Here is a 22,554-nt window from a genome sequence, read left to right as displayed (position 1 = left end):
GCCCACCCCTCAGAGGTCGTCAGGCAGCAGCCGGAACGCGCTGTGCGCGGTGAGCGGACGCATCATGCGGAAGTGACGGTCGGTGGTGAACATTTCCGCGGTCTGAAAAGCCGCGGCAAGCACCACATTCATGGCGTCGGCCAGCCCCACTCCCTTCCCGCCGGCAGCGTCTTCGTATCCCCGCATCACCGCCATGGCGCCGCGCAAATGAGGCGCCACATCGGGGATTTCGAAGCGCCGGGCTTCTACCTGGCGTGCGATGAAGTCGAGAGCGTTCATCGACGCCTTCGCTCCAACCCGCTCAGTGATGAGGTAGTCGAGTTCAGTGAGGACCATGGACGAAACGACGAGGTGCCCAACTCCGGCAAGGCACTCCCTGTGCGCAGCGTGACGCGGGTCCTTGGGGGTGAACAATCGATACAGGGCATTGGTGTCCGCGATGGCCACCGGGATCTCAGTCATCCGCCGAGCCCATTCCCCGCAGAGTCCCGCCGATCTCGTCATCACTCAGAACCGGCCCGCCCAGATCGGGAAGCTCCAAGGGGCCCATTGGGTCGGTCCGGAACGGATACGCGGGCCGTCCGCCGCTCACTCCCCGGGGAACGATGTCCCCTATCGGCACGCCATCCCTGGTGATGGTCACGGTCTCGCCGGCCTCTACCCGGGCCATGACCCTTGAGGTCTGCTGATTGAGCTCTCTGAGCGGAACCTCCGCGTTTCTACCCATAGCCGAATTGTACTACTCGTTCTACACCCGTGCGAGGTGAGCTGATCAGCCCGGATGCCGGTCGCCGTCCTCCCCGTACGCCCCCTCGACGGACCGTCCGCAAGTACCTACCGTGAATGCCCCGGATACCCGGAGTGTCCGGTGAACTGCTGGGGGGCGAGCGGGACATGACGGCCGGCGTGTGGATCGAGCAGATCGTCGCCAGATGCGGAACCGAGTGCCATCAGATCCTGGGTGAGGTCGCCGAGGACGAGGCAGCCATCCGCAGACCGGTGGAGAATCTGCTGTCGGCGGCTGCCACGCACTTCGGGCTCGAACTCCATCTCCACCCCGAGGCCAGGCGCCCCGACCTCGGAATCCGCCCCGACCTCGCGGCCAGAGTGGGACGGGACAAGCAGCACATCGTCGGCTACATCGAGCTGAAGAGCCCGGAGAAGCTGAACATCAACCCAGGAGCCTGCGCGGGAACGACCGCAAGCAGTGGGAGGGCATGTCGAGGCTTCCCAATCTGATCTACACCAATGGTCAGACCTGGATTCTGTACCGCCTCGGGCAACAGCACGGCGAAGCGGTACATATGGAGGGGGACCTCTACCGGGCAGGGCGCCGATTACGCGCACCCGGCGCTGCGGGTGCGGCATTCGAACGACTGTTACGGGAGTTCCTGATATGGCAACCGGAGCCACTGCGGACCGTAGCCCAATTGGTCGGCTCGGTAGCGCCGCTGTGCAGACTGCTGCGCGCAGAAGTGCGGGACCGTCTCCAGGACGAGAAACGAGGGCAGGCAGACCGGCGTCGGGAACGTCCGTTCACGGAACTGGCCGAGACTTGGGAACTCGTTCTCTTTCCCAAGACCGATGACCGCGATCCGCATATGGCATTCGCCGATCGGTACGCTCAAACCGTCACCTTCGCCCTGCTCCTGGCCCGCGCCGAGGGTATTGCCCTGACCGATCACAGCCTGCACGAGATCGGTGACATGCTCGGTGCCGATCACACCGTCATGGGCAGGGCACTTCAAATCCTCACCGACCATGTCGGGAAGGAGTTCAGGAACAGCCTCGACATGATGGTCCGCGTCATCGGTGCGGTCGACTGGCCGGCCGTACTCAGCCGGGAACCTGAGGCCCACGTCCACCTCTACGAGCACTTCCTGCAGGAATACGACCCCGACCTCAGGAAGGCTTCAGGGACGTACTACACACCGGCGCCTCTCGTCGACGAGATGGTGCGACTCGTGGACGAGGTACTGCGGAAATCACTCAACTGCCGCGATGGCTTTGCTGATTCACGCGTCGCCATCATCGACCCGGCCATGGGTACCGGTACCTTCCTCAGCTCGATCATCGATCTCGTGGCGAAGCGCCGCTCGTCGGGCGGGAACCTCGGCTTCCGCGCCGAAGCCGTGGAGGAGCTCTCTCGTCGGCTCATCGGATTCGAGAAGCAGATGGCCGCCTACGCGGTGGCCCAAATGCGCATCGCGCAAACACTCCGTGCGCAAGACGCGGACATCGGTCTGCGAGATCTGCGGCTCCACCTCACCGATACTCTGGCCGACCCCTGGCGACCGTCCGCGCTCTTCGGCATGGGAGGCGCCGCGATGGCGCCGCTCCGGGAGGACGCCGAGGCCGCGAACGAGATCAAGCGCGAAGAGCGGCTGACCGTGGTCATCGGAAACCCGCCCGACCGCGAACGTGCCCAAGGGGAGGGCGGATGGATTGAGTTGGGGGCGGTGGGCCATGGCCCGCCTCTCCTCGACCGCTTCCGTCTCGGCGGCAAGAACGGCAGGCACGAGAACAAGCTCAAGAACCGCTACGTCTACTTCTGGCGCTGGGCCACGCACAAGGTCTTCGAGCAGCACTCCCCCGACCACCAGCAGGGCGTGGTGGGCTTCATCTCCACCGCAGGCTTTCTCCGTGGCCCCGCCTTCCAGGGAATGCGCGAGTACCTGCGGAGCACATGCACCGAGGGCTGGATCATCGACCTTTCCCCGGAGGGAAAGCAGCCCCCCATTGCAAGTCGCTTCTTCCCGGGGGTGCAACGTGAACTCGCGATTGCGATCTTTGTACGCCACCGCGACCAGGACTCGCGCCAGGCAGCGCCGGTCCACTACGCCGCCCTGCAGGGCAGTCGCGAGGAAAAGCTCCAACAGCTGCGTGAACTGGCCGTCGGCGGAGCCGGCTGGCGGTCGACCCGTCAACTGGCTGGCGGCCCGCAGCAGCCGACCGACCGGCCGCACCGGCAGCCCGCTGGACGGAATGCACAGCGGACGATGGCGCGCGGAGTGGAGCATCGAACTCGTCGAGGTCCTCAGCGTCCTCCGGCACCTCACCGAGATGGAGCCGACGCAGGCAGAGCTGCTGGCCGCTGTGGTCTCAGGACCACTGGTCAACGTCGCGGAACTGACTCGGCGCGGCATCCTCGAAGCCCCCGCCCGCGCCGCTTCCCCGCGCCCTCCCGCCACAGCCGTTGACATGCTGCCGGGCATGGGGACCGTGGATGGGTTGGAAGCCCCGCCCGTCCAGCCCCTGGGCCCCCTGCCCGACGAATCGGCGCCACCTGCACCGACACGAGAAAGGCGTACGCCCTCGTCGAGAACAAGACCGCCGCAGCGAAAGCCATGAGACGTCACACCGTTCACGACGCTATGTGTCCGCCCGCTCCCCGGGGGGAACCCGACAGGCAGCGCCACTGTCCTGCGCAGGCAGGAGCCGCACTTGTCCGGACGGAAGTTTGAGCGGCTCACCGGTGTCGGGGTTCCACAGGCTGACCATGCCCCCGGCCACCCCGAAGGAGAGATACGGGCGCTCCGCGCGGAGCTCGCCACCCTGAATGTTCAGCCGCGCCAACGGGACGGTCGGCTCGACACAGGTCCACTCGGGCTCGACGCCGAAGTACGGCGGTGGCTGTTCTCCCCGATCCGCCGCTGCCTTCACAGCGTTCACCGCATGACCTGCAGAATCTGCCGCCAGGCCGGCGACCTGGACGATCACGATGGCCTGCACCAGCACATACAGCGGAACGCTGAGGTGCTCCCCGGGGCGCGCGAAAGGGGCATGGACATGCTTGACGATGCCCCAGACGGCCGGCACGAACAGCGCCAGACTCAGGAATCCCAGCACCTTGACCGCGGACAAGGCCTGCCAGATACCCGGTACGTCCAGATCTTCCGGCGTGAGGCCGAGCCCGTCCGCGTACAGCGCGTGCAGGACTGATCCGGACGCGACGGCGAAGGAGACCAGCATGGTGAATGCCAGCGGGGCCGCCCAGGCCAGCCACTCGCCCCACGTCCACTGCCGTACCAGGAGCCGGATCCCGACAACCGTGAGGGTGACAGCCCCGAGCAGCACCGTTTGCTCCGGGCTCAAGACCTGAGCGTTGGATGAGAACCAGCCGAATGCCGCACCGAGGAAGAAGACCGCTGCCGCACAGCTGACAAGGACACTGAGGGCACGACCACCGGACTCGAACATTCTGCTACCGATACGCAGACCGACAGCGAAGCATGCAGCTGCGACCGCCACCCACAGCCAGCGGCGGAACCCCGTGTGGTGGTGGGCGAGAACAGCACAGAATGCCATCGCCAGCAGCCAAGCCGTGAAGCGATACACACGTCGTCTACCAGCTTCTTCACGGCGAGGCACGATCCAGCTGCGTTCCCGCCCGTGAAGCGCACGAACGTCGATGTCCGTCCGGCCCGGGGCACCCTCCGGCATGGATATACGGGCGAGTCTCCTGGCCTCCGATGCGGTGCCGGTTACGAGCGAGCCTGCGTCGTGGTGTCCTCGCCTCTCGGTGTATCGCGCTCGCGCCATCATCCATCGGCGGCGCAATCTCGCGGAGATCGTCATGGGTCTTGGCACAGGACGAAGCGGTGGGCGGTAAGCGATGGTGTGAGCCTGCCACTCGGTCAACTGCTCCCGGTCGCGGTCCATCACATCGCAGCGCCTTACGTACATCTCCAGCCGCGATGCCTTCGCCAGGCGCTGCACACGCCAAACAGCCGCACGCCCAGTCCTGCGGTTGCGCGCGCCGAACAGCCGTACTTCCACGCAGTACAACCTTGAAACGGGGTCAGCACTCAGCACGCCCGCCGATGCGCCTTCGCCTCGGGGGAACGAGGTGACGACCGGCCAGCCACGACGCTCGAATTCCTGCTCAGCCTGGTCCTGATCCCGCTGCTCGCCCCGCACTTCGACCAGCGCAAGCACCCTTTGGTCGTACCGAACACCCCGCATGCACATCCCCGTTCCGGCTCCATGATCCCCCGAAGACTCGTAACAGTTCTGGAGACTCTACGAGACCTCCACGCGCGTGTGCGCAAGAGAGCCGAACCGCGGTCGGGCGAGCCCGAGAGCTCACAGTTTCGGCCAGCACACATATCGGCCAACATCCATCGGGGGGTTATGTCGGAGGTCGGCTATACGGTTGATCCAGTTCAGTGACGTGACACAGCACGAAGGAGACCGCCGTGAGGCCGACGCTGGCAGCCGCGCAGCTGCAGGGCAGTCTGACGCAGTACCTCACGACGACGTACGCGCTCACGGACGAGGACACCCGGGTCGCGTTGGAACGGTTCCTGCAGGACCCGGAAGGGGGGATCTTCCGGGGTCCGTATCTGCGGATCAGGACACCGTTCCACCAGGCCGGGGACGCGTGGCGACAGCATCTGGAGTGGGCACCGGGCTTCACCCCCTATCGGCATCAGGCCAAGGCCTACGAGCGGCTGAGTACCCTGCGCGGAGCGGCTCAGCCGACGCTGATCACTACGGGGACAGGGTCCGGCAAGACCGAGTCCTTTCTGGTGCCGGTGCTCGATCACTGCCGACGGGAGCGCGCCAAGGGCCGCGGCGGCGTCAAGGCTGTCCTGCTCTATCCGATGAACGCTCTGGCAACCGACCAGGCGGGGCGCATCGGGGAGTACTTGGCACAGCCTGAACTGGCGCAGGTCACAGCGGGGCTGTACATCGGCGACCGGCCGGACACGGACTTCCGGCGGGTGATGACCCGGCGCGAGGAGATGCGGGTAACACCGCCCGATGTGCTGGTGACGAACTACAAGATGCTCGATCTGCTGTTGCAGCGGAGCGAGGACCGGGCCCTGTGGGCGGACGCCGAGATCTCCTACGTCGTACTGGACGAGTTCCACACCTACGACGGCGCGCAGGGCACGGATGTGGCGATGCTGCTGCGCAGGCTCGCGTCGGCCACCGGGCAGAGCCGGCCGGGGAGGCCGCTCGGGTCGATCTGCCCGGTGGCGACCTCGGCGACACTCGGCGAGAGCAGGCCGGGGAGCAGCTCGGGCGGGATTCTGGAGGTCGCGGCGCAGGTCTTCGGAATGCCGTTTCCGGCGGATGCGGTGATCGGCGAAGAGCGAATGACCGCCGAGCAGTTCACCGGTGAGGTGGACTACGAGCTGCCGGAGCCGCCGTCGCCCAAGGAGGTCATCGAATGCTCGGGCGGCCCGAGCGTGGAGTCGCATCCCGACCGGCTGGACATGGACGGGCTGGCGGCCCGGCTGCTGGGCAAGCGCGGGCTGACCGCATTCCAGATCGGCCGGATGCTGAAGCGGCACGACTTCACCCAAGGCGTTCTGTCGCTGCTGAACGGTGAGCCGCTGAGCGAGTGGGAACTCCGGGATCGCATGGGGCGGTTCGGGTATGCGTGGGGACGGACCGCCCGGGAGAATCCCCGCCTGGCGCTCCAGGCACTGAGTCGTTTCGTGGCGCTGCTGTCAGCAGCTCGGGACCCGGATTCGGACGAGAGGCGGCCAAGGCCGCTGCTGCATATCGAGGCCCACCTATGGGTTCGTCCGGTGGGACGCATCCTGCGCGGTGTGGGCCCCAAGCCTGAGTTCTGGTGGTTCGAGGACGACCGCACGGCGGCCCGCCGAGCCGCGCTGGCTGCCGCACCCGCCGGTGGAAGCGAAGACGAAGAGGGGGCATCGAGCGGGTGGCCTTCGGGCGATTCGCGGCGGCCACAGCCCTTCCCCGGCACAGACACCACCGTGCGCGAAGCCTCTGTCCGGCTTCCGGCCGTGTACTGCCGCAATTGCGGACGCTCGGGATGGGCAACGATCTCTCCGGAGGCGGACCCGCAGCAGCTGGTCATGGGCCAGGACAAGATCTGGCGGGCCGGTGTGGGCCGGGACAAGAGACGCATCCGGTACTTCATCGCCGCGACACCCGCGGAGGCGCAGAACGCGCTGGACGCAGTCACCTCGGCGAAGCCCTCTTCCGGGACGGACGCGCCGCCGGTTGTGGTCTTGGACGGGGCGAACGGAACGTACCGGCTGCCCGTTGCCTCCGATGTGGAAGAGCTCCAGGATGCCTGGTTCGCTCTCGCCATCACGGAGAAGAAGTCCGCGGACAAGGCGGCGCTGGACGACCGCTGCCCGGCCTGCACCAGCGACAACGCGGTGCGCTTTCTCGGTACGCGGCTGGCGGCGCTGGCCGCTGCCACCGTCACTCAGCTGTTCACCGGCGGCGACATCGCGCTCGTACCGGAAGAGCGCAAGACGCTGCTGTTCAACGACTCGACGCAGGACGCGGCACATCGGGCCGGATATGTGGCAAACCGGTCGTACACATTCTCGTTGCGCTCTCTACTCGCGCACAACCTGGAGGATTCCGGGGAACCCATCGCGCTCAACGACCTGATCGGGAACATCCTCGACTCGGTCGACGACCCGCAGACGCTCGCCGCCGTCGTTCCGCCGGATCTGCATGACGAGCCCGGTGTGGACCGGCTGTTGTCCGGGCGAGGCTCGGGAGACGTACGTACATGGAAGCTGATCGGTGAGCGGCTCGCGTTCGCCACGGTCATGGAGTTCGGACTCCGGTCCCGCCAGGGACGGACGCTGGAGCTGACTCGCACAGCGGCGGCCGAGGTACTCATCGAGAATCCCGACCGGATCGCCAGCCTTGCGCGGGATCTGCATCTCTCACTTCCGGGGCAGCTTCTCGCGGTGGGCGGTCTGCCGACGGCTGAGCGTTATCTGGCCTTCGTGCGCGGGCTGTTGGAGCGCATCCGTCAGCGCGGAGGGATTCGCCATCGCTGGCTGGAGCCCTGGATGAAGGATGCGGGAGTCACCCGCTTCAAAATCTGGGGCGGCCGCCCCGACGGTATGCCCGCCTTTCCGGACGGGATCGCCGCGCCGCGATTTCTGCTGGACGGCCAGAAGGACCGGTCGGCTTTCGACACGATCACCGGGCGGCTCGGCTGGTACCAGAACTGGACCAGCCGCTGCCTGGAGCTTGATGCGGCCGGGGCCACCGAGTACCTGCGCCGACTCCTTCCCGTACTCGCCGAGGAGGGCGCGCTCGCAGTGCGTACGGCTCAGGACCGTACGACCAGGGTGTACGGGCTGCAGCCGGGGCACATCCAGGTGCGGCCACTGGCCGACACCGCGGTGAACAAGGCTTTCGTCAGTTGTGAGGACTGCGGGTGGCAGCAAGTCGTGGACCCCGCGCAGCGCACCCGCTGGTACGGGCATCCGTGCCCGCGCTACCGATGCCGGGGCTACATAACAGCCCCGCAGCCGGGGTCTCCCGCAAGCGGCAGCAGCAGCTTCGGCAGCTCCAAGGCACGCGACTACCGAGACGACTACTACCGCCACCTGTACATCACCGGTGGCACATTCCGGGTTGCCACCGCAGAACACACAGGCATGCTGACACGGCCGCAGCGCGAACGGGTCGAGCGGACGTTCCGCGACGGCACCCACTACACCGACCCCAATGTGCTGTCCTGTACGCCGACGCTCGAACTGGGCATCGACATCGGTGATCTGTCAGCCGTACTCCTGGGGTCGCTGCCGAAGGGCCCAGCGAACTATGTGCAGCGAGCGGGCCGTGCCGGCCGCAAGACGGGGAACGCTCTGGTAGTGGCCTTCGGCGGCAGGCGCGCGAGAGACCTGTACTACCTGGACGAGCCGCGGGAAATGATCGCGGGGGAGATCGTGCCGCCAGGCTGCTATTTGTCAGCGGTCGAGATTCTGCGACGCCAGTACACAGCGCACCTCCTCGACCTTGCCGCACGCGGTGCGCTGACAACGGCTGATGGTGAGCGTATGCAGCCCGTTCCCCGGCTGGTGTCCGCCTTGTTCGGTACGTCCGGCTGGTGTCAGGACTTTCACGACGCCGCGCTCACCCATGGCGCCGCACTGGCTGAGGACTTCCTCGCCCTTTTCCCGTCCGTGCCGGGCGCGGAGGAAAGCGGCGTATCCGATCACGCCGCTGCGGAGCTGAGGGCTTACGCGGTCTCCGGCATCGCCCGCGCTCTGCAGGAGGCCGAGGAGGACTGGACCGCACGCCGCGAGGAGCTGCGCCGTCGCATCAAGGCCATCGATTCAGCGGTGGACAGTCTGGTGCGCAGCGACCCCGAACAGGATCGTGAGCGAAGGGAGTTGCTGGCCGAGCGCCGTGCGACCGGCAACCTGCTGCGCGACCTGAGCCAATCGAGTGCGCATGGCGCTCTGGTGGAGCTGGGCCTCCTTCCGAACTACAGCCTCGCCGATACCACAACCCAGCTCGAAGCCACGCTGTACTGGACCGAGGAGCCGGCCGGCGGCAGCGACGAAGGCGCCAAGAAGATGTACCGGAGCGAAGTGCGGGACTACGAGCGGTCCCGCAAGCTGGCCCTCTCCGAGCTCGCTCCCGGCAACACGTTCTATGTCAACGGCTACAAACATGTGGTGCGGGCGCTGGACATCGGGAGCGCCGAGCGACGCGCGTGGTCGGTGTGGCGGCTCTGTCCGGCCTGCGGCTACGCGCGTACGGAGAATGCCCAGGCCGACACGTCCGCCTGTCCGCGCTGCGGTGGCCGGGAAATCGCCGACGCCGGCTGCGTTCAGTACGTGCTGGAGCCCAAGCGCGTCATCGCACGCGACAAGCGGGACGACGCGAGAGTGCGGGACGACAAGGAAGAGCGGGACCGTAAACGATTCGCCATGCTGACGACCGTCGACATCGACCCGGTGCACCTCGTGCCCGGCTCCTGGCGGCACGACACAGCGATCTTCGGTGTCGACTTCACCCGACGGGCCGTCATCAGGACCCTCAACCTCGGCCTGGACCGGCAGGACGGCAGCAGCACCGTTCCGGTCGCGGGGGACGACGTCCGGCTCAATCCCTTCTATGTCTGCACGAGTTGTGGTGGCGCCACGGCAGACGGACGCCCGGTCGTGGACCAGCCGAAGGAGGCACTCACCGAGTCCCTGGCAGCCAGCACGAAGGCAAGCACGCACCACCTGCTGTGGTGTCCCCGACGCAGGACCGCACCGGCCGGCGCCGCGAGCCAGGGCAAGGGGCAGGATGTGCCGTTGCTGCTCGCCCATGAATTGGTGACGGAGGCCGTACGCATCCTCCTGCCCGCTTCCGTCGCCCGCGCCAAGGAACGCCTCGCCTCATTCACCGCGGCCATGTTCGCGGGAATCGCCGCCCGCTACGGCGGCGACCCGGACCACATCGACATCGCCCCGGCCTCCATGCCGGACGGCGGCGACTCCGACTGGCCGCGCCGCTTCCTCGTCGTGTACGACCGGCTGCCCGGCGGCACGGGATACCTGCACCGGCTCGCCAGCGCTGAAGGCTTCCGGGAGGTGCTGCTCAAGGCCCGTGAGGTCATTGAGAGTTGCCCTTGCCTGGAGAAGGGCCTGGACGGCTGCCATCGCTGTCTGCTGCGGAGGGTTCCGGCCGGGGACTACGACAAAGTCAGCCGCAACGAAGCACGGCAGATGCTGGACGAGCTGCTCGGTGAGCACGGCGAGGCGTGGAAGACGTCCACCGTGGCGGCAACCCATGACATCCCGATGGACCGGCAGGCCGAGAGTGACCTTGAGGTCATGTTCATCGACACCCTCAAGGACTGGGCGGGGCTGACAGACTCCCGTGCGAGCGCGGATGCCTACACCACCACAGCCGGCACCTACTCCCTCGACCTGCGCCTGACCGGCATCGACGGAGCCACCGTGAGCTGGCGTGTGTCCCAGCAGCGTGTACTGGACGGCACGCGCCCAGATGTGTTGTTCGAGCGCCTCGACGCTCCTGGGCCACGTCTCGCGCTCTACCTGGACGGCTTCGAGTTCCACGCGAGCCAGAAGCACAACAGGCTCGCCGACGACGCTGCGAAGCGGACCAGGCTGCGGGCCGAGGGCCTACGGGTGTTCCAACTGACCTACCACGACGTCAAGGAGTGGCGCACGCGCGTACGCGACACGGGCTACGCAGGTACCGGACCGGCCGATCCGGTCTGGCAGCCGTACGGGGACAGCGCTCAGGCCCGCGCCCGCTCGTACTACGCGAGTGCACGAGGCGGCCTCCCGGGCCAGCTGGCAGAGACGGTGTGGGTCAACCCGGCGGACCTGCTTCTCGCCTACCTGCGTGGACCCGATGCCGATCGCTGGCTGTGGCGTGCGGAGGCTGCCGTCGCCGGGCTCACCGGGGCCGGCGCCCGCGCGGTGGCACTCTCCCCCGAAGCGGTCGGCGCACAGCTCGCCGCCGCGCTCCGCGGCGCGGAACCGGCCGGGCCGAAAGGCCCCGTGCAGGTGCTGACGACACAGGATCGGTCCGGCTGCCCAGTGATTGCCGCAGCCGACGGACGCCACAAGCCGCCCGCCTGGACGGCACTCACAGTGCTGGACGACAGTGCCCGCGCGCTCGCCGACGAAGTTGCACACAAGCGCCGTTGGCAGGCATGGCTGTACTGGAGCAACCTGCTGCAATTCCTGGAGCGAGGAGGTGGCGACAGCGCCCAGCTGACAACAAGCCAGCTTGACGGCTTCTCCACCGAGGTGCTGGCCGTGACCGGGGGGTCCGGCTGGCTCGCCTCCGCACGTATCGAGCTTCCGGGGCCCGAAGCTCAGAGTGCCCCTACCGAGGCGGCGCCCGTCCCGGAACCGGCCCCGGCATCCGTCGCGGTCATACGTGACGGAGCCTGGACCAAGGTGCTTGAGTATCTCGACCCGGACGAGTCCGGACTGTCCGAACTCGCGCAAGCGCTCGCCATATTGGGGGTCCCCGTACCAGTTGCCGGCTACGAGCTCGATGACCAGGGGTGGATGGCTGAGCTCGCCTGGCCCGGCGCCGGGATCGGCATCGTCACAGCACCCAGGCCGACGAACGACGAGCCCGACTACGAAGCCGAAGACCGGGACAAGGCCTTCGCCGCCGCCGGCTGGGAGGTGCGTCCCGCTCCCTCATGGACTGCGACCGAGCTTTCAGAAGTCCTCGACGTGCAACCATCCGGCCGCTCCGAGCATCGTGATCTGCAGGACACCGCGTCGACCCACGGGGAAACACAGTCATGACTAGTTCCGCCATCTCCCTGCGTCTCCTCGACAAGGCCGACAAGGAGATCCTGAAGCTCCCCCGCTCGGTCAAGGGCGCGATCTACGACTTCCAGCACAAGTTCAAGGACAACCCGAAGGCCACCGGCCTGCAGCTGAAGCAGCTCAAGGGGCATGACCGCCTGTGGTCGGCGCGTGTCACCGACGACTACCGGGCGCTTCTCCTCCGTCTCGCCGATGGCGACTGGCTGATTGTCACGGTCAAGCACCGCAAGGATGTCTACGACAACCTCGAACGGCTGAGCTACGGCATCAACCAGATCACCGGTGGAATCGAGTACGTCGATCTCCAGATCGTCGAGGAGAGCGTGCTGCGCCGGGCCGCTCCCACGCGGCCGGAGCCCGCGCCGACACCCACGAAGCCGGAGCAGCTGTTCGCGCGCTTCTCCGACGAACAGCTCACCGACCTCGGCGTGGCCGGACCGCTGGTCCCAGTCGTCCGTACGCTCACCACCGAGGACCAGCTCCTCGGCCTCGTCGAGTACGCGCCGCAGCTCACCGGTGAAGTCCTGCTCGCCCTCGCCGACGGGAAGTCGTACGAGGACGTATTGGACCAGGTCACCGCCCCGGTCGCGGCGCCGGAAGCAGTGGACACCGAGGACTTCCAGGCGGCGGCCGAGAGGCCGGCCACCATGGTCACGACCACGGACGAGGCACTGCGCGAGGCCCTCGAAGGCGGCAACTTCGGCCGCTGGAAAGTCTTCCTGCATCCCACCCAGGCGAAACTGGTCGCACGCGACTACTCCGGGCCCGCCCGGGTGGGCGGCGGCCCCGGCACCGGCAAGACCATTGTTGCCCTGCACCGCGTCAAGCACCTGGTGGAGCAGCTCCCGCCGGGGCGCGACAAGCCCGTGCTCCTCACCACATACAACAAGAACCTGGCTGCGGACCTCCGGGCACGCCTGCTGGAACTCGGCGGTGAGCAACTGCTCTCCCGAGTGGAAATCAGCCACGTCGATCAAATCGCGTTGCGCATAGTCCGCGAGGCTGAGCCCGGCAGTAAGAAGCAGACACTCGACGACAACCAGGCGCTGCGCGAGTGGCATTCACTGCTGGACGAGCTGGACGAGACAGGCTGGGACGCGCAGTTCCTGCATGACGAGTGGACCCAGGTCATCCTCGGCCAAGCGGTGACCTCACGTACGGAGTACTTTCGAGCCCGTCGTGCGGGGCGCGGCAAAAGCATCGGCCGCGCCGAGCGGGCCGAAGTCTGGCAGCTGGCCGAGCGCTTCACCCAGCGCCTCGACCGGCTCGGGCGACAGACCTGGGAGCAGGTGGCCGAGCGGGCTGCCCGTCTTGAGTTGGAGCGAGAGCAGCGTATCCAGGCCATCGACCGTCAGCGCGAGGAGGCCGGAGGCCTGGACAACATCCATCGGCAGGCCGGTTCCGGGGGATGGTTGCGGTACCGATACCAGCACATCATCGTGGACGAGGCCCAGGATCTGAAGGCCGCCCACTGGAAGATGCTCAGGGCCATGGTGCCACGAGGGCGCAATGACATCTTCCTGGTCGGCGATACTCACCAGAGGATCTACAACAACCATGTGACGCTGGGTAGTCTCGGCATCAATATCCGCGGCCGCTCAGCCAAACTGATGCTCAGCTACCGCACCACGCGTCAGATCCTGGGCTCCGCGATCGGCCTGCTCAGCGGGGAGCACTTCGACGACTTGGATGGCAACGAAGAGACCCTGGCCGGATACCGCTCAATCCTGAGCGGTGGCCTTCCCGAACTGCACGCCAGTACCGACTGGGATGCGGAGCGAGAGGCCGTCGCGGAGCGCATCGCCGCCTGGAACGACATCCCCCTCGAACAAATCGCCATCTGCGTTCCTACGAACGCCATGGCACAGCAAGTCGCCTACACCCTGGCTCAGCACGGAATCAGAGCAGTCGAGATCGGACCGGACGGACCACGTGACGACGGCGGCGTACACATCGGCACGATGTTCCGGTTCAAGGGACTCGAGTATCAACGCATGATCATCGCTGGTGTCCGCGACGGACTGGTCCCGCGGGATGCTGTAACGCGTCTGGAGAATACGGATGCGATTCGCTATCGCAGAGAGGTGCAACGTGCACGTTCCCTGCTCTTCGTCGCGGCAACCCGTTCGCGAGACACCCTCGCCATCTTCTGGCACGGGTCCCCGAGCCGGTTCCTGAAGCCTCTGCTGGCAGGACTCGAGCCTCCCCGAGCCACGTCGGTGGAACGAGGCTAAGTCGAGGCGAAGTCGAGGCGATGGCGACCCGGTGGCGCCTCCGTCAGCTCTCCGGATCCAGCTGCCCCATGCGGCGCCTGGTGGCCGCGATATCCCGTGTACGCCGCTCGTCGACCTCTTGCCGGGTGAGCCCATGCGGCCTCCTGAGGCGGTCGTGTCGCTTGGTGCGCATGGGTGGCATGCCTGGCGGGCCTCGGCAGCCGCTGGTGAGCGGGCTTCGGGGGGTGGGGTGGGCGGCGGGTAGTGTCTCGGCCATGCCGTCCAGCCGCCCCACGAAACCCTCGCTGATCTGCGGAAATGGCATACCTGAATCGGTGGAACGAAGTAGGATTAACGATTCCATAGCGGGCAGCGGGCAGCGGGCAGCGGGCAGCGGGCAGCGGGCAGCGGGCAGCGGAAGGTTGGGCGGGAAGGGGAGGCCGTCGTCCTCTTTGCCGTGCGGTCGGCCACCGCGCTGCATCGGCTGCTGGACGTCCTGCCCGTCTTCGCCGGTGATCATCGCATCATGCGTCGCTTCACCCTCGTGCCCGGCTCCGACTTCGGGGTCGACGCCCTCGCCGCCATTGAGCGTTCCGGCGCTCGTACGATCCCCTGGGACGAGGCCGTCTCCCGTACGCATCAGCTGATCCTGGCCGCAAGCCCCAAAGGGAATCTTGACCTGTTGCGCGGTGGGCCCCTGGTGTTGTTGCCGCACGGGGCCGGGTTCAACAAGGCGCTGTCCGGGGAGGGGTCGGACGAATCCGCTTCCGGGCTCGATCCTGTGTATCTGGAGCGGGGCGGGCGGCTGCTCGCCGATCTTCATGCGCTCGCGCACCCCAGTCAGGTCTCCCGGCTCGGCAGGGAGTGCCCGCAAGCCGCCCGGCGTGCTGCCGTGGTCGGCGATCCGACCCTTGACCGGATACTGGCCTCGCTCCCCCACCGCGACCGCTACCGCGCCGCACTCGGCACGGACGGGCGGAAGCTGGTGGTGTTCGCCTCCACCTGGGGGGCCGAGTCGCTGCTCGTGCGGCGACCCGGGCTGGTGGCGGACGTGGCAGGACAGTTGCCGTACGACGCCTACCAGTTGGCGCTCGTCGCTCATCCCAATGTGCACAGTGAGCGCGGGCTGCTCGATCTGCGCGAGCGCCTCGCGCCCGCCGTCGATGCCGGGCTCGTTGTGGCGCGGCCGTTCGAGGAGTGGGCCTCGCTGATCGTTGCCGCCGATGTTGTGGTCACTGATCATGGGTCCACTGCGCTGTACGCCGCCGCGCTCGACCGGCCGTTGGTTGCCGCTTGCGACGGGGGCGACGAGCTGATCGCCGGTAGTCCGATGGCCGAGTTGATCGCGTGTGTGCCGTGGCTTGAGTCGCCCGGAGACGTGGAGAGCGCCATCGCCGCGCATCGGGACGGCTCGGGGCGGGCCCTCGCCTCGGCCGCCTTTGCCGAACATGTGCAGGGGCGGGCGATGGAGCGGCTCCGGGGCGAGCTGTACGCGCTGCTCGGCATGGCGCCGCTCGAAGGACCACTGGACGAGCGGCCGTGGCCGGTGCCCGTCTCGGGAAGGGAGGAGCCGACCGCCTTCGCAGTGCAGGTCGGCATCAGCGGTGACGACGTACGCGTCGAACGGCGGGCGCCATACAGCGACAAGGCCTCCCACCATCTCGCCGCCGAACACGGCCGCGCCACCGCCCGGCAGTCGCAGAGCGCCGCTCTCCTCATCCACCGCGCCGGGGGTGCGGGATGGAGCGGCGGTGCCGGATGGACGGTGGGTGCCGGATGGACCGTGGGTGGTTGGATCTCCGCGACGCTCGCCCGGTACGGGGGACGACGGACCGTCGGTGTGGTTCTCGGCCGCGACCGCTGTGTGGTGCGCAGAGCCGACGGGCCCCTGCTGTCCGTGCGCATCGGAGCCCGTCGCGAGGGCGGGCGCGTGTTCCGCGCCGATCCCGCCGCCGTCCTCTCCGGCGTGCACGCCTGGCTGGGCAAGTCTCCGGGTGCGGTCGCCAGTTTCCGTTGCATCGTCGCCGGCCGGGCGTACGACGTACGCATCTCGGCCGCTACCGCCGCGGAGGCCGACCGCGAGTGTTAGGCCGACTGCTCCCTGATTGCACGGGCCGACTCGCGGTGGCTCTCCGCCGCGCCCGCGTCCCCCGTCTCCTCCGTCAGGGCCGCCAGCGCGTCATGGATGCGCGCCTCGTCGAAAGTCGCCCCGCGCCGCTGCGCGCTCGCCAGCGCGGCCTCGTGCAGTTCCCTTGCCTCCCCCGTACGTCCGAGTCCGTGCAGCACCCGTCCGAGCTCGAATCCCGACCGTGCGGTCATCCGCTCGCGCTGCTGCTCGCGCGCCATCGCGTGGGCCTCTTCCAACAGTCGTGCGGCGCGCTCCGGTTCGCCCATCCCTGCCGCCGACAGGCCCAGCAGGTAGGTCTGGAGGAAGACGCCGTAGCTGTTGCCGATCTCGATGTGAATGCGTCGGGACCGCTCGAAGTACGGTTCCGCCGCCACCCAATCGCCCTGTACGGACAGCAACTTGCCGCGGAATTCGATCGCCGACGCCTGGAGCTTGCGTTCCTGAGGCGTCGTGCCGAGGGTCTGCGCGCCGTGCAGCGCGTGCTCCAGTTCCCGCTGCGCTTCCTCGTAACGCCCCTGCTCCCACAGGGGGCGGGCGAGCTGGCAGCGCATCCTCACCAGCGCGGGGATGTCGCCGACCCGCCTGGCCGAGGCCACCGCGTACCCGAAGGAATCGATCGCATCGGTGAGGTGCCTGTGGTCGAGGAAGTGCGTCCACAGGGGTTCGCACAAGGCCACGGCCTCGGCGTCGAGTTCGTGCGCGTGGGCGGCTCGTACACAGCCGTGGAGAGTGAGGCGCTCCGCCTCCAGCCAGTGCAGCGCCTCCGGCTTACCCGCGAAGGCGATGTCGGGGGCGTACGGCAGTAACTCGACCGCAGCGCCGAGGATCAGCCGCTTGCCTGCGGCGAGTTCGTCGGCGCGCTGTGCCTGTCGCAGATACCAGCGGACGATACGCCGACGCGCCTCGGCCGATTCCTCCGCTCCGGTGGCCACTCGGTCCGTGCAGCGGCGGGCGTGCGCGCGCACCAGGTCGTGCATACGGAAACGGTCGCCGGTGTCCGGCAGCAGCAGGCTCGCCGTTTCCAGCTCTTCGAGGGCGTCCTCCGCCGCATCGCCGACGTCACCGACCTCACCGAGGAGAGCCGCCACCGCCTCGGTGGTGATGGACGGACCGGGGAAGACGGGCAGCAGCCGGTAGAGACGGGCGGCGTCGGCGCCCAGGTCCCGGTATGCGGCGTCCCACAGCCCTTCGACCATGAAGAGACCCTTTCCGTGCAACTCGGCGGCGAGCTCTTCGACCAGGCGCGGAAGCCTGCGGCGGCGGTGCTTGCGTACCCACTGTGCGGCGACATGGAGCGCTGCGGGCAAACCGCCGCAGAGTACGGCGAGTTGATCTGCCGCTTCTGGTTCCGCAGCCATCCTCGGGTCGTCGACGATACGACGTAGCAGTCGTACGGCGTCCTGCTCGTCGAGCGGGGCGAGGGGCAGTTCCAGAAGGCCGTCGCCCTCGATGTCGTACAGCCGACCGTGACTGATGACAATGGCGATGCTGTCGGCGGAGGCCGGCAGCAGGGACTCGGCCTCGGTCCCGTAGCGCACATTGTCGAGGACCACGACCAGCCGCTTGCCCTGCGTACGTTCCCAGAACTGTGCGCGCCGGCCGGACAGGGACGGAGCCAGCCAGGGGGGACTGACCCCGAGAGGGCGGAGCAACTCCGCGAGTACGTCGGTCAGTTCGACTCCACCGTCGCGCCGGTAGTCATCGAGGTCAACGAAGAGGATGCCGTCCGGGCAGCGCTCGCGCAGTCCGCGGGCCAGCTGGAAGGCGAGCGCCGTCTTGCCCACTCCGCCGATGCCGCTGACTGCGACCAGGAGTGGCCCTTGGCCGACGGCACCTGTCCCTGCCGACTGGAAGACGGTCGCCTGCTCGGCCTGCCGGTCCTCGAAATGCAGGGTTTTCGGAGGGAGTTGGCAGGGCGGGGGGTCGGCGTCCGGCACGGGCGCCTCGTGCACGTGGAGTTCACCGATACTCCTTGCCTGTACGAGATTCCCGACTCTGGCGTGCCCGCCCACCGTGTTCCGCGTCTCGTCGACCACGGAACCACCTTAAGGGCCCGGCTCCGCCTGCACCGGTTTTCGTGACGCGGCGAGAGGGGTGACCAGTGGGTCCTGGGGGGGGTGAAGTGTGGCTGCGGGCGCCGGTGGGGCCGCATGCCGGGCAGTGAACTACGCGGGCCCGGGCCCAGCGCGTGCTCTTCGTTGCGCTCAACGTGACGACCTCCGCGACCCGACTGCTCGACGTGATGCCCCTCTTCGATGACGACGTCGATGTGTAGCGCCTTGCCACCTGCACCGGGTCGCCGCCGTTCCTGGGCGGGGTGCCCGAGTTGGTGCCGTCATTGGCATGGACCTGCCCACCGTCCTCCGCTACGCTCCGGCCGGGTGGAATGTGAGAGCGCTCTCATCCGTCTGGCCGCTCTCATCCGCCTGCTGTTCCTCCCCACGCTGCTGGAACAACAGAAGGGCCAATGCCTTGAGACGTACGACAGTCATACGCACCGGTCTCTCCGCCATCCTCCTCCTCGGTACCTGGGCAACCGCCGGGCTCGTCCCCGCCGCTGCCGCAGTGCCGGAACCGACCACCGCCCCACAGGCCTCCGCCGGTCTACTCACCGCCATGCAGAGGGACTTGGGTCTGACGCAGAGCCAGGCCACGGCACGGCTGAGGGCGGAGAAGACAGCAACCGCTCTCGAAGGCGAGGCACGCCGCGCCGCGGGAGCCGCGTACGGCGGATCCTGGTTCGACGCGGGCACCGGCAAGCTGACCGTCGCGGTCAACGCCGCCCGAAAAGCCGACGACGTAAGGGCGACGGGCGCTGCGGTCCGAATCGTGTCGCACAGCGCGAAGGAGCTCGACGCCGTCAAGAAGCGGATCGACGCGCTCTCCGCACCGACCGGGGTGAGCAGCTGGCATGTGAACCCCAAAGCCGGTCGGGTCGTGCTGAACATCGTCGCCTCGGCGCAGGACGACAACGATGTCCAGGACTTCGTCGAGCAGGCCCGCAAGGCCGGGCCGGTGAAGGTCGAGGAGACCTCGCAAGCGCCGACCACCTTCGCCGCCGGGACCGTGGGCGGCGACCCGTACTACACGGGGAACGTCCGGTGCTCCATCGGCTTCTCCGTGCACGGCGGCTTCGTCACGGCCGGACACTGCGGCCAGGCGGGCGCCTCCGTGCGCGGCTGGGACAACTCGGCCATCGGCAACTTCCAGGGCTCGTCCTTCCCGGACAACGACTACGCCTGGGTGAGCGTCGGTAACGGCTGGTGGACCGTCCCGGTGGTCCTCGGCTGGGGTACGGTCCCCGACCAACTGGTCCGCGGCTCCGCCGAGGCCCCCATCGGTGCCTCGGTCTGCCGGTCCGGTTCCACTACGCACTGGCACTGCGGCAGGGTCCTGGCCAAGAACGAGACCGTCAACTACAGCCAGGGCGCCGTCCATCAGATGACCAAGACCAGCGTCTGCGCCGAGGGTGGCGACTCGGGCGGTTCCTTCATCAGCGGGGACCAGGCTCAGGGAGTGACCTCCGGCGGCTGGGGCAACTGCAGCAGCGGCGGCGAGACCTGGCACCAGCCGATCAACGAGATCCTCGGCCGGTACGGCCTGAGGCTGCACACCGCCTGACCACCCGCACCACCGCTCGTACTACCGCCTGCACCACCGCCTGCACCACTGCCTGCACCACTGCCTGCACGACCACCTGCACGACCACCTGAAGGACAACCTCCCCCAGGCACCCCCCACGGGCGCCCGTCGCGACAAGGGGCCGGCCAAGTCCGGTCCCCCTCCCCTTGTCGCGGCGGGCTTTCCCGTTGTCCGCTGCCCGGCCGTCGGCTTCCGCAGCCGAACCCCGCCCGCCTCGGCCGGCAACCCTCGAGTGCCTCATTTGCCGATACGGGCGGAATGGCCTCCGTGCCTGGATAAGCTCCACTTCACGCTCCTGAGGGGGAGCCTCATCTCATCGTTCGAGGGAGCGCATCGACCAGCCGTCTGCCCTTGCGCTCCGGCCTGTGGGGGGTCTCCGTGCACGAAATGACCAAGGGTTCCAACGTAGGTGTCGGCACGCTCAGCGACAACGTCGACTCCGTCATCGTCAGTCTGAGCTGGAGCAGCCCGAGCGGTGAGGGCGACGCCGATGTCTCCGTGCTGTTGCTCAACGAGAGCGGCAAAGTCCGTCACAACGCCGACTTCTTCTTCTACAACAATCCCGCCGCATCGGACGGCAGCGTGCAGCTCCTGGGGCTGACACCCACGGAGAACGGCAATGAGGACCGGATCAAACTCGATCTTTCCGTGCTGCCCGCCGAGATCGACCGTGTCGTCATCGCTGCGAGCCGCCATCAGCGGGCCGCGTTCGGCGAGTTGGAGAACATCCGGCTGGTGCTCACCGACGGCAGCGGTGAGGGCCTCCTCGGCTTCTCCATCACGGATGCGAGTGTGGAGAGCGCTTTCGTGTTCGGCGAGGTCTACCGGCGTAACGACGAGTGGAAGTTCCGCGCCGTCGGGCAAGGGTACGAAACCGGGCTGGCGGGGCTGGCGACCGACTACGGCATCGAGATCGACGAGGACGACGATCAGGACACCGACACCGATACGGATACTGCGGCGCAGTCGGCTGCCGTGGCCGCATCGACGGAGGAACCCCCGCGTGCGGACCTGCCTGCCAGCGCCCCCGCCGCTGTGGTCCCGTCGGCCGTCGTCCCAGCTCAGGCCGTACCTGATTCGGCTCCGCCCCCGGTCCCCCCGGTCCCCGCCAAGCGTCTGCGCACCACGAAGCAGCGGGTCGTCCTACCCAAGGTCGTGAAGCCCTCGCTGGCCGAGAACGACTCCTGGCGGAGCGCCCGGCTGTTCCCCGCGTCCTCGCTGAAGAGCGACCACGAACGCGAGGTACGGGCAACCTCCATCCTGCTGTCCGTCATGGCCCAAGTCCCCAAGTTCGGGCATCGCCTCACCGCCGGCTTCGGCGCGCCCGCCGGCCGGATGGAGACCTTCACCGAGGTCTCCCTGCCGAACGGGGACACCCCTAGGCGGCCCGACGGCATCATCCGCGTCGAACGTGCGGGCAAGCTGTGGACCGCCTTGGTCGAAACCAAGACCAACGGCAACCCTCTCAAGGCCGAACAGATCCAGGCCTACATGGACATCGCGGCCCGGCGCGGCTACGAGGCCGTCATCACCCTCTCCAACGATGTGGCCCTGGAGGGCAGTCCACTGGTCGACGTCAGGGTCGACAGCCGCCGTAAGCACAAAGTCGCCCTATGGCACCTCTCCTGGGCCGAAGTAACACACCAGGCCCAGATGCTGATCAACCACGAAGGCCTTCGTCACGAGTCGCAGGCCTGGCTCCTGCGCGAGCTCCTCCACTACCTCCAGCACGACAACTCCGGGTGCCACGGCTTCCAGAACATGGGCCCGGCATGGGTTCCCGTACGCAACGGGATCGACGAGGAGACTCTGTGCAAGGGGGACGCCCGCACCGTCCTCGTCGTGGAGAGCTGGGAGCGGCTGATTCGGCAGGTGTGTCTGCGGCTCGGAGGCGAGATCGGCCACAAGGTCGTTCCCGTCCAGCGCGCCAAGCGCGGCACGGACCCCCGGTCCCGCCGGATCGCGCTCGCGGACCACCTCTGTGAGGACGGGCTGTTGCACGCGGAGGTCAGGATCGAAGGGGCTCCGGGCAACCTACTCATCACAGCCGACCTCCGGTTGGGCAGGCTCCGGACCTCCATGGAGATCCCTGCTCCGGAGCAGGGACAACCCCTCACCCGGGTGAAGCGGCTGATGAAGCAGTTGGGCGAGGCACCGGCGGATCTGCACGTCCAGACGCTCGTCGAAGGCGACGGGACCGGGCCGCGAAGCACCCTGGAGAAGCTGCGCCCCGAACCCGGTGATCTCCTGCCGAAGGACAGCAGTCAGCTCACCGGCTTCCGGTTGACGCTCTCCAAGGGGGTCGGCAGCACACGGGGCAATGCGGAGTCGGGGTTCATCCGCAGTGTGGATTCCGCTGTCGACCGTTTCTACACGAGCGTGGTCACGCGGGTGGAGACACAGGCGCTGGGAGAGCAGCGATCGGCGCAGCGCGGGCGAGGCGCCGCCGTCGGCGTATCGCCCTGACCGCGGGCCGGCCCCCGAACTTCCCCTGCATCAGCGACCCCTCCGT

11 protein-coding genes are annotated in these 22,554 nt (G+C 67.9%); 7 read left to right on the top strand and 4 right to left on the bottom strand.

What is annotated here, in order from left to right:
- Nucleotides 1–9 precede the first annotated feature (9 nt).
- Entirely contained in the window at nucleotides 10–462 is a 453-nt protein-coding gene (locus ABCR94_RS23055) for a PIN domain-containing protein (RefSeq protein ID WP_347121754.1), read from the bottom strand.
- Nucleotides 455–727, bottom strand: coding sequence for a type II toxin-antitoxin system Phd/YefM family antitoxin (locus tag ABCR94_RS23050; protein ID WP_347121753.1), 273 nt, complete (start codon nucleotides 725–727; stop codon nucleotides 455–457). The genes ABCR94_RS23055 and ABCR94_RS23050 overlap by 8 nt, the downstream gene beginning before the upstream one ends.
- 116 nt (nucleotides 728–843) lie before the next feature.
- Here ABCR94_RS23050 and ABCR94_RS23045 point away from each other — a divergent pair, with 116 nt between their 5' ends.
- Together ABCR94_RS23045 and ABCR94_RS23040 are read left to right on the top strand one after the other, a co-directional pair.
- Nucleotides 844–1,239 (top strand): hypothetical protein, encoded by a 396-nt coding sequence (locus tag ABCR94_RS23045; RefSeq protein WP_347121752.1) that lies wholly within the window; start codon nucleotides 844–846, stop codon nucleotides 1,237–1,239.
- Nucleotides 1,218–3,200, top strand: coding sequence for an N-6 DNA methylase (locus ABCR94_RS23040; protein ID WP_347121751.1), 1,983 nt, complete (start codon nucleotides 1,218–1,220; stop codon nucleotides 3,198–3,200). The genes ABCR94_RS23045 and ABCR94_RS23040 overlap by 22 nt, the downstream gene beginning before the upstream one ends.
- Nucleotides 3,201–3,372: 172 nt before the next feature.
- Here the strand turns inward: ABCR94_RS23040 and ABCR94_RS23035 are convergent, their stop codons facing one another.
- Nucleotides 3,373–4,938 (bottom strand): NnrS multi-domain protein, encoded by a 1,566-nt coding sequence (locus tag ABCR94_RS23035; RefSeq protein WP_347121749.1) that lies wholly within the window; start codon nucleotides 4,936–4,938, stop codon nucleotides 3,373–3,375.
- Nucleotides 4,939–5,198: 260 nt separating this feature from the next.
- On the opposite strand from ABCR94_RS23035, the gene ABCR94_RS23030 reads away from it, so the two are divergent.
- The 3 genes from ABCR94_RS23030 (at nucleotide 5,199) to ABCR94_RS23020 (ending at nucleotide 16,361) form a co-directional block, all read left to right on the top strand.
- Complete coding sequence (locus ABCR94_RS23030) at nucleotides 5,199–12,035, top strand: DEAD/DEAH box helicase (RefSeq protein ID WP_347121748.1); 6,837 nt, start codon at nucleotides 5,199–5,201, stop codon at nucleotides 12,033–12,035.
- Nucleotides 12,032–14,293: a UvrD-helicase domain-containing protein gene (locus ABCR94_RS23025; protein WP_347121746.1), complete on the top strand. Its 2,262-nt coding sequence runs from the start codon at nucleotides 12,032–12,034 to the stop codon at nucleotides 14,291–14,293. Before ABCR94_RS23030 ends, ABCR94_RS23025 begins: the two co-directional genes overlap by 4 nt.
- Before the next feature lie 436 nt (nucleotides 14,294–14,729).
- Complete coding sequence (locus ABCR94_RS23020; protein WP_347121744.1) at nucleotides 14,730–16,361, top strand: CDP-glycerol glycerophosphotransferase family protein; 1,632 nt, start codon at nucleotides 14,730–14,732, stop codon at nucleotides 16,359–16,361.
- On the opposite strand, the gene ABCR94_RS23015 is transcribed toward ABCR94_RS23020, so the two are convergent.
- Complete coding sequence (locus tag ABCR94_RS23015) at nucleotides 16,358–18,436, bottom strand: NB-ARC domain-containing protein (protein WP_347121742.1); 2,079 nt, start codon at nucleotides 18,434–18,436, stop codon at nucleotides 16,358–16,360. The genes ABCR94_RS23020 and ABCR94_RS23015 overlap by 4 nt on opposite strands.
- 436 nt (nucleotides 18,437–18,872) lie before the next feature.
- Here ABCR94_RS23015 and ABCR94_RS23010 point away from each other — a divergent pair, with 436 nt between their 5' ends.
- Nucleotides 18,873–20,021: a S1 family peptidase gene (locus ABCR94_RS23010; RefSeq protein WP_347121740.1), complete on the top strand. Its 1,149-nt coding sequence runs from the start codon at nucleotides 18,873–18,875 to the stop codon at nucleotides 20,019–20,021.
- A 408-nt stretch (nucleotides 20,022–20,429) separates the two neighbouring features.
- Nucleotides 20,430–22,508 (top strand): TerD family protein, encoded by a 2,079-nt coding sequence (locus ABCR94_RS23005; RefSeq protein ID WP_347121738.1) that lies wholly within the window; start codon nucleotides 20,430–20,432, stop codon nucleotides 22,506–22,508.
- Nucleotides 22,509–22,554: the final 46 nt, after the last annotated feature.

The sequence above is a fragment of the Streptomyces changchenzhani genome, from assembly GCF_039766235.1.
GTDB lineage: Bacteria > Actinomycetota > Actinomycetes > Streptomycetales > Streptomycetaceae > Streptomyces.
The sequence above is the reverse complement of the archived record's forward strand: the minus strand, read 5'-3'. Positions and strand labels throughout refer to the sequence as shown.

Excerpts from the sequence above, each read along its gene's own strand:
- ABCR94_RS23055 (WP_347121754.1), bottom strand. The coding sequence starts at position 462 with ATGACTGAGATCCCGGTGGCCATCGCGGACACCAATGCCCTGTATCGA.
- ABCR94_RS23050 (WP_347121753.1), bottom strand. The coding sequence starts at position 727 with ATGGGTAGAAACGCGGAGGTTCCGCTCAGAGAGCTCAATCAGCAGACC.
- ABCR94_RS23045 (WP_347121752.1), top strand. The coding sequence starts at position 844 with ATGCCCCGGATACCCGGAGTGTCCGGTGAACTGCTGGGGGGCGAGCGG.
- ABCR94_RS23040 (WP_347121751.1), top strand. The coding sequence starts at position 1,218 with ATGTCGAGGCTTCCCAATCTGATCTACACCAATGGTCAGACCTGGATT.
- ABCR94_RS23025 (WP_347121746.1), top strand. The coding sequence starts at position 12,032 with ATGACTAGTTCCGCCATCTCCCTGCGTCTCCTCGACAAGGCCGACAAG.
- ABCR94_RS23005 (WP_347121738.1), top strand. The coding sequence starts at position 20,430 with ATGACCAAGGGTTCCAACGTAGGTGTCGGCACGCTCAGCGACAACGTC.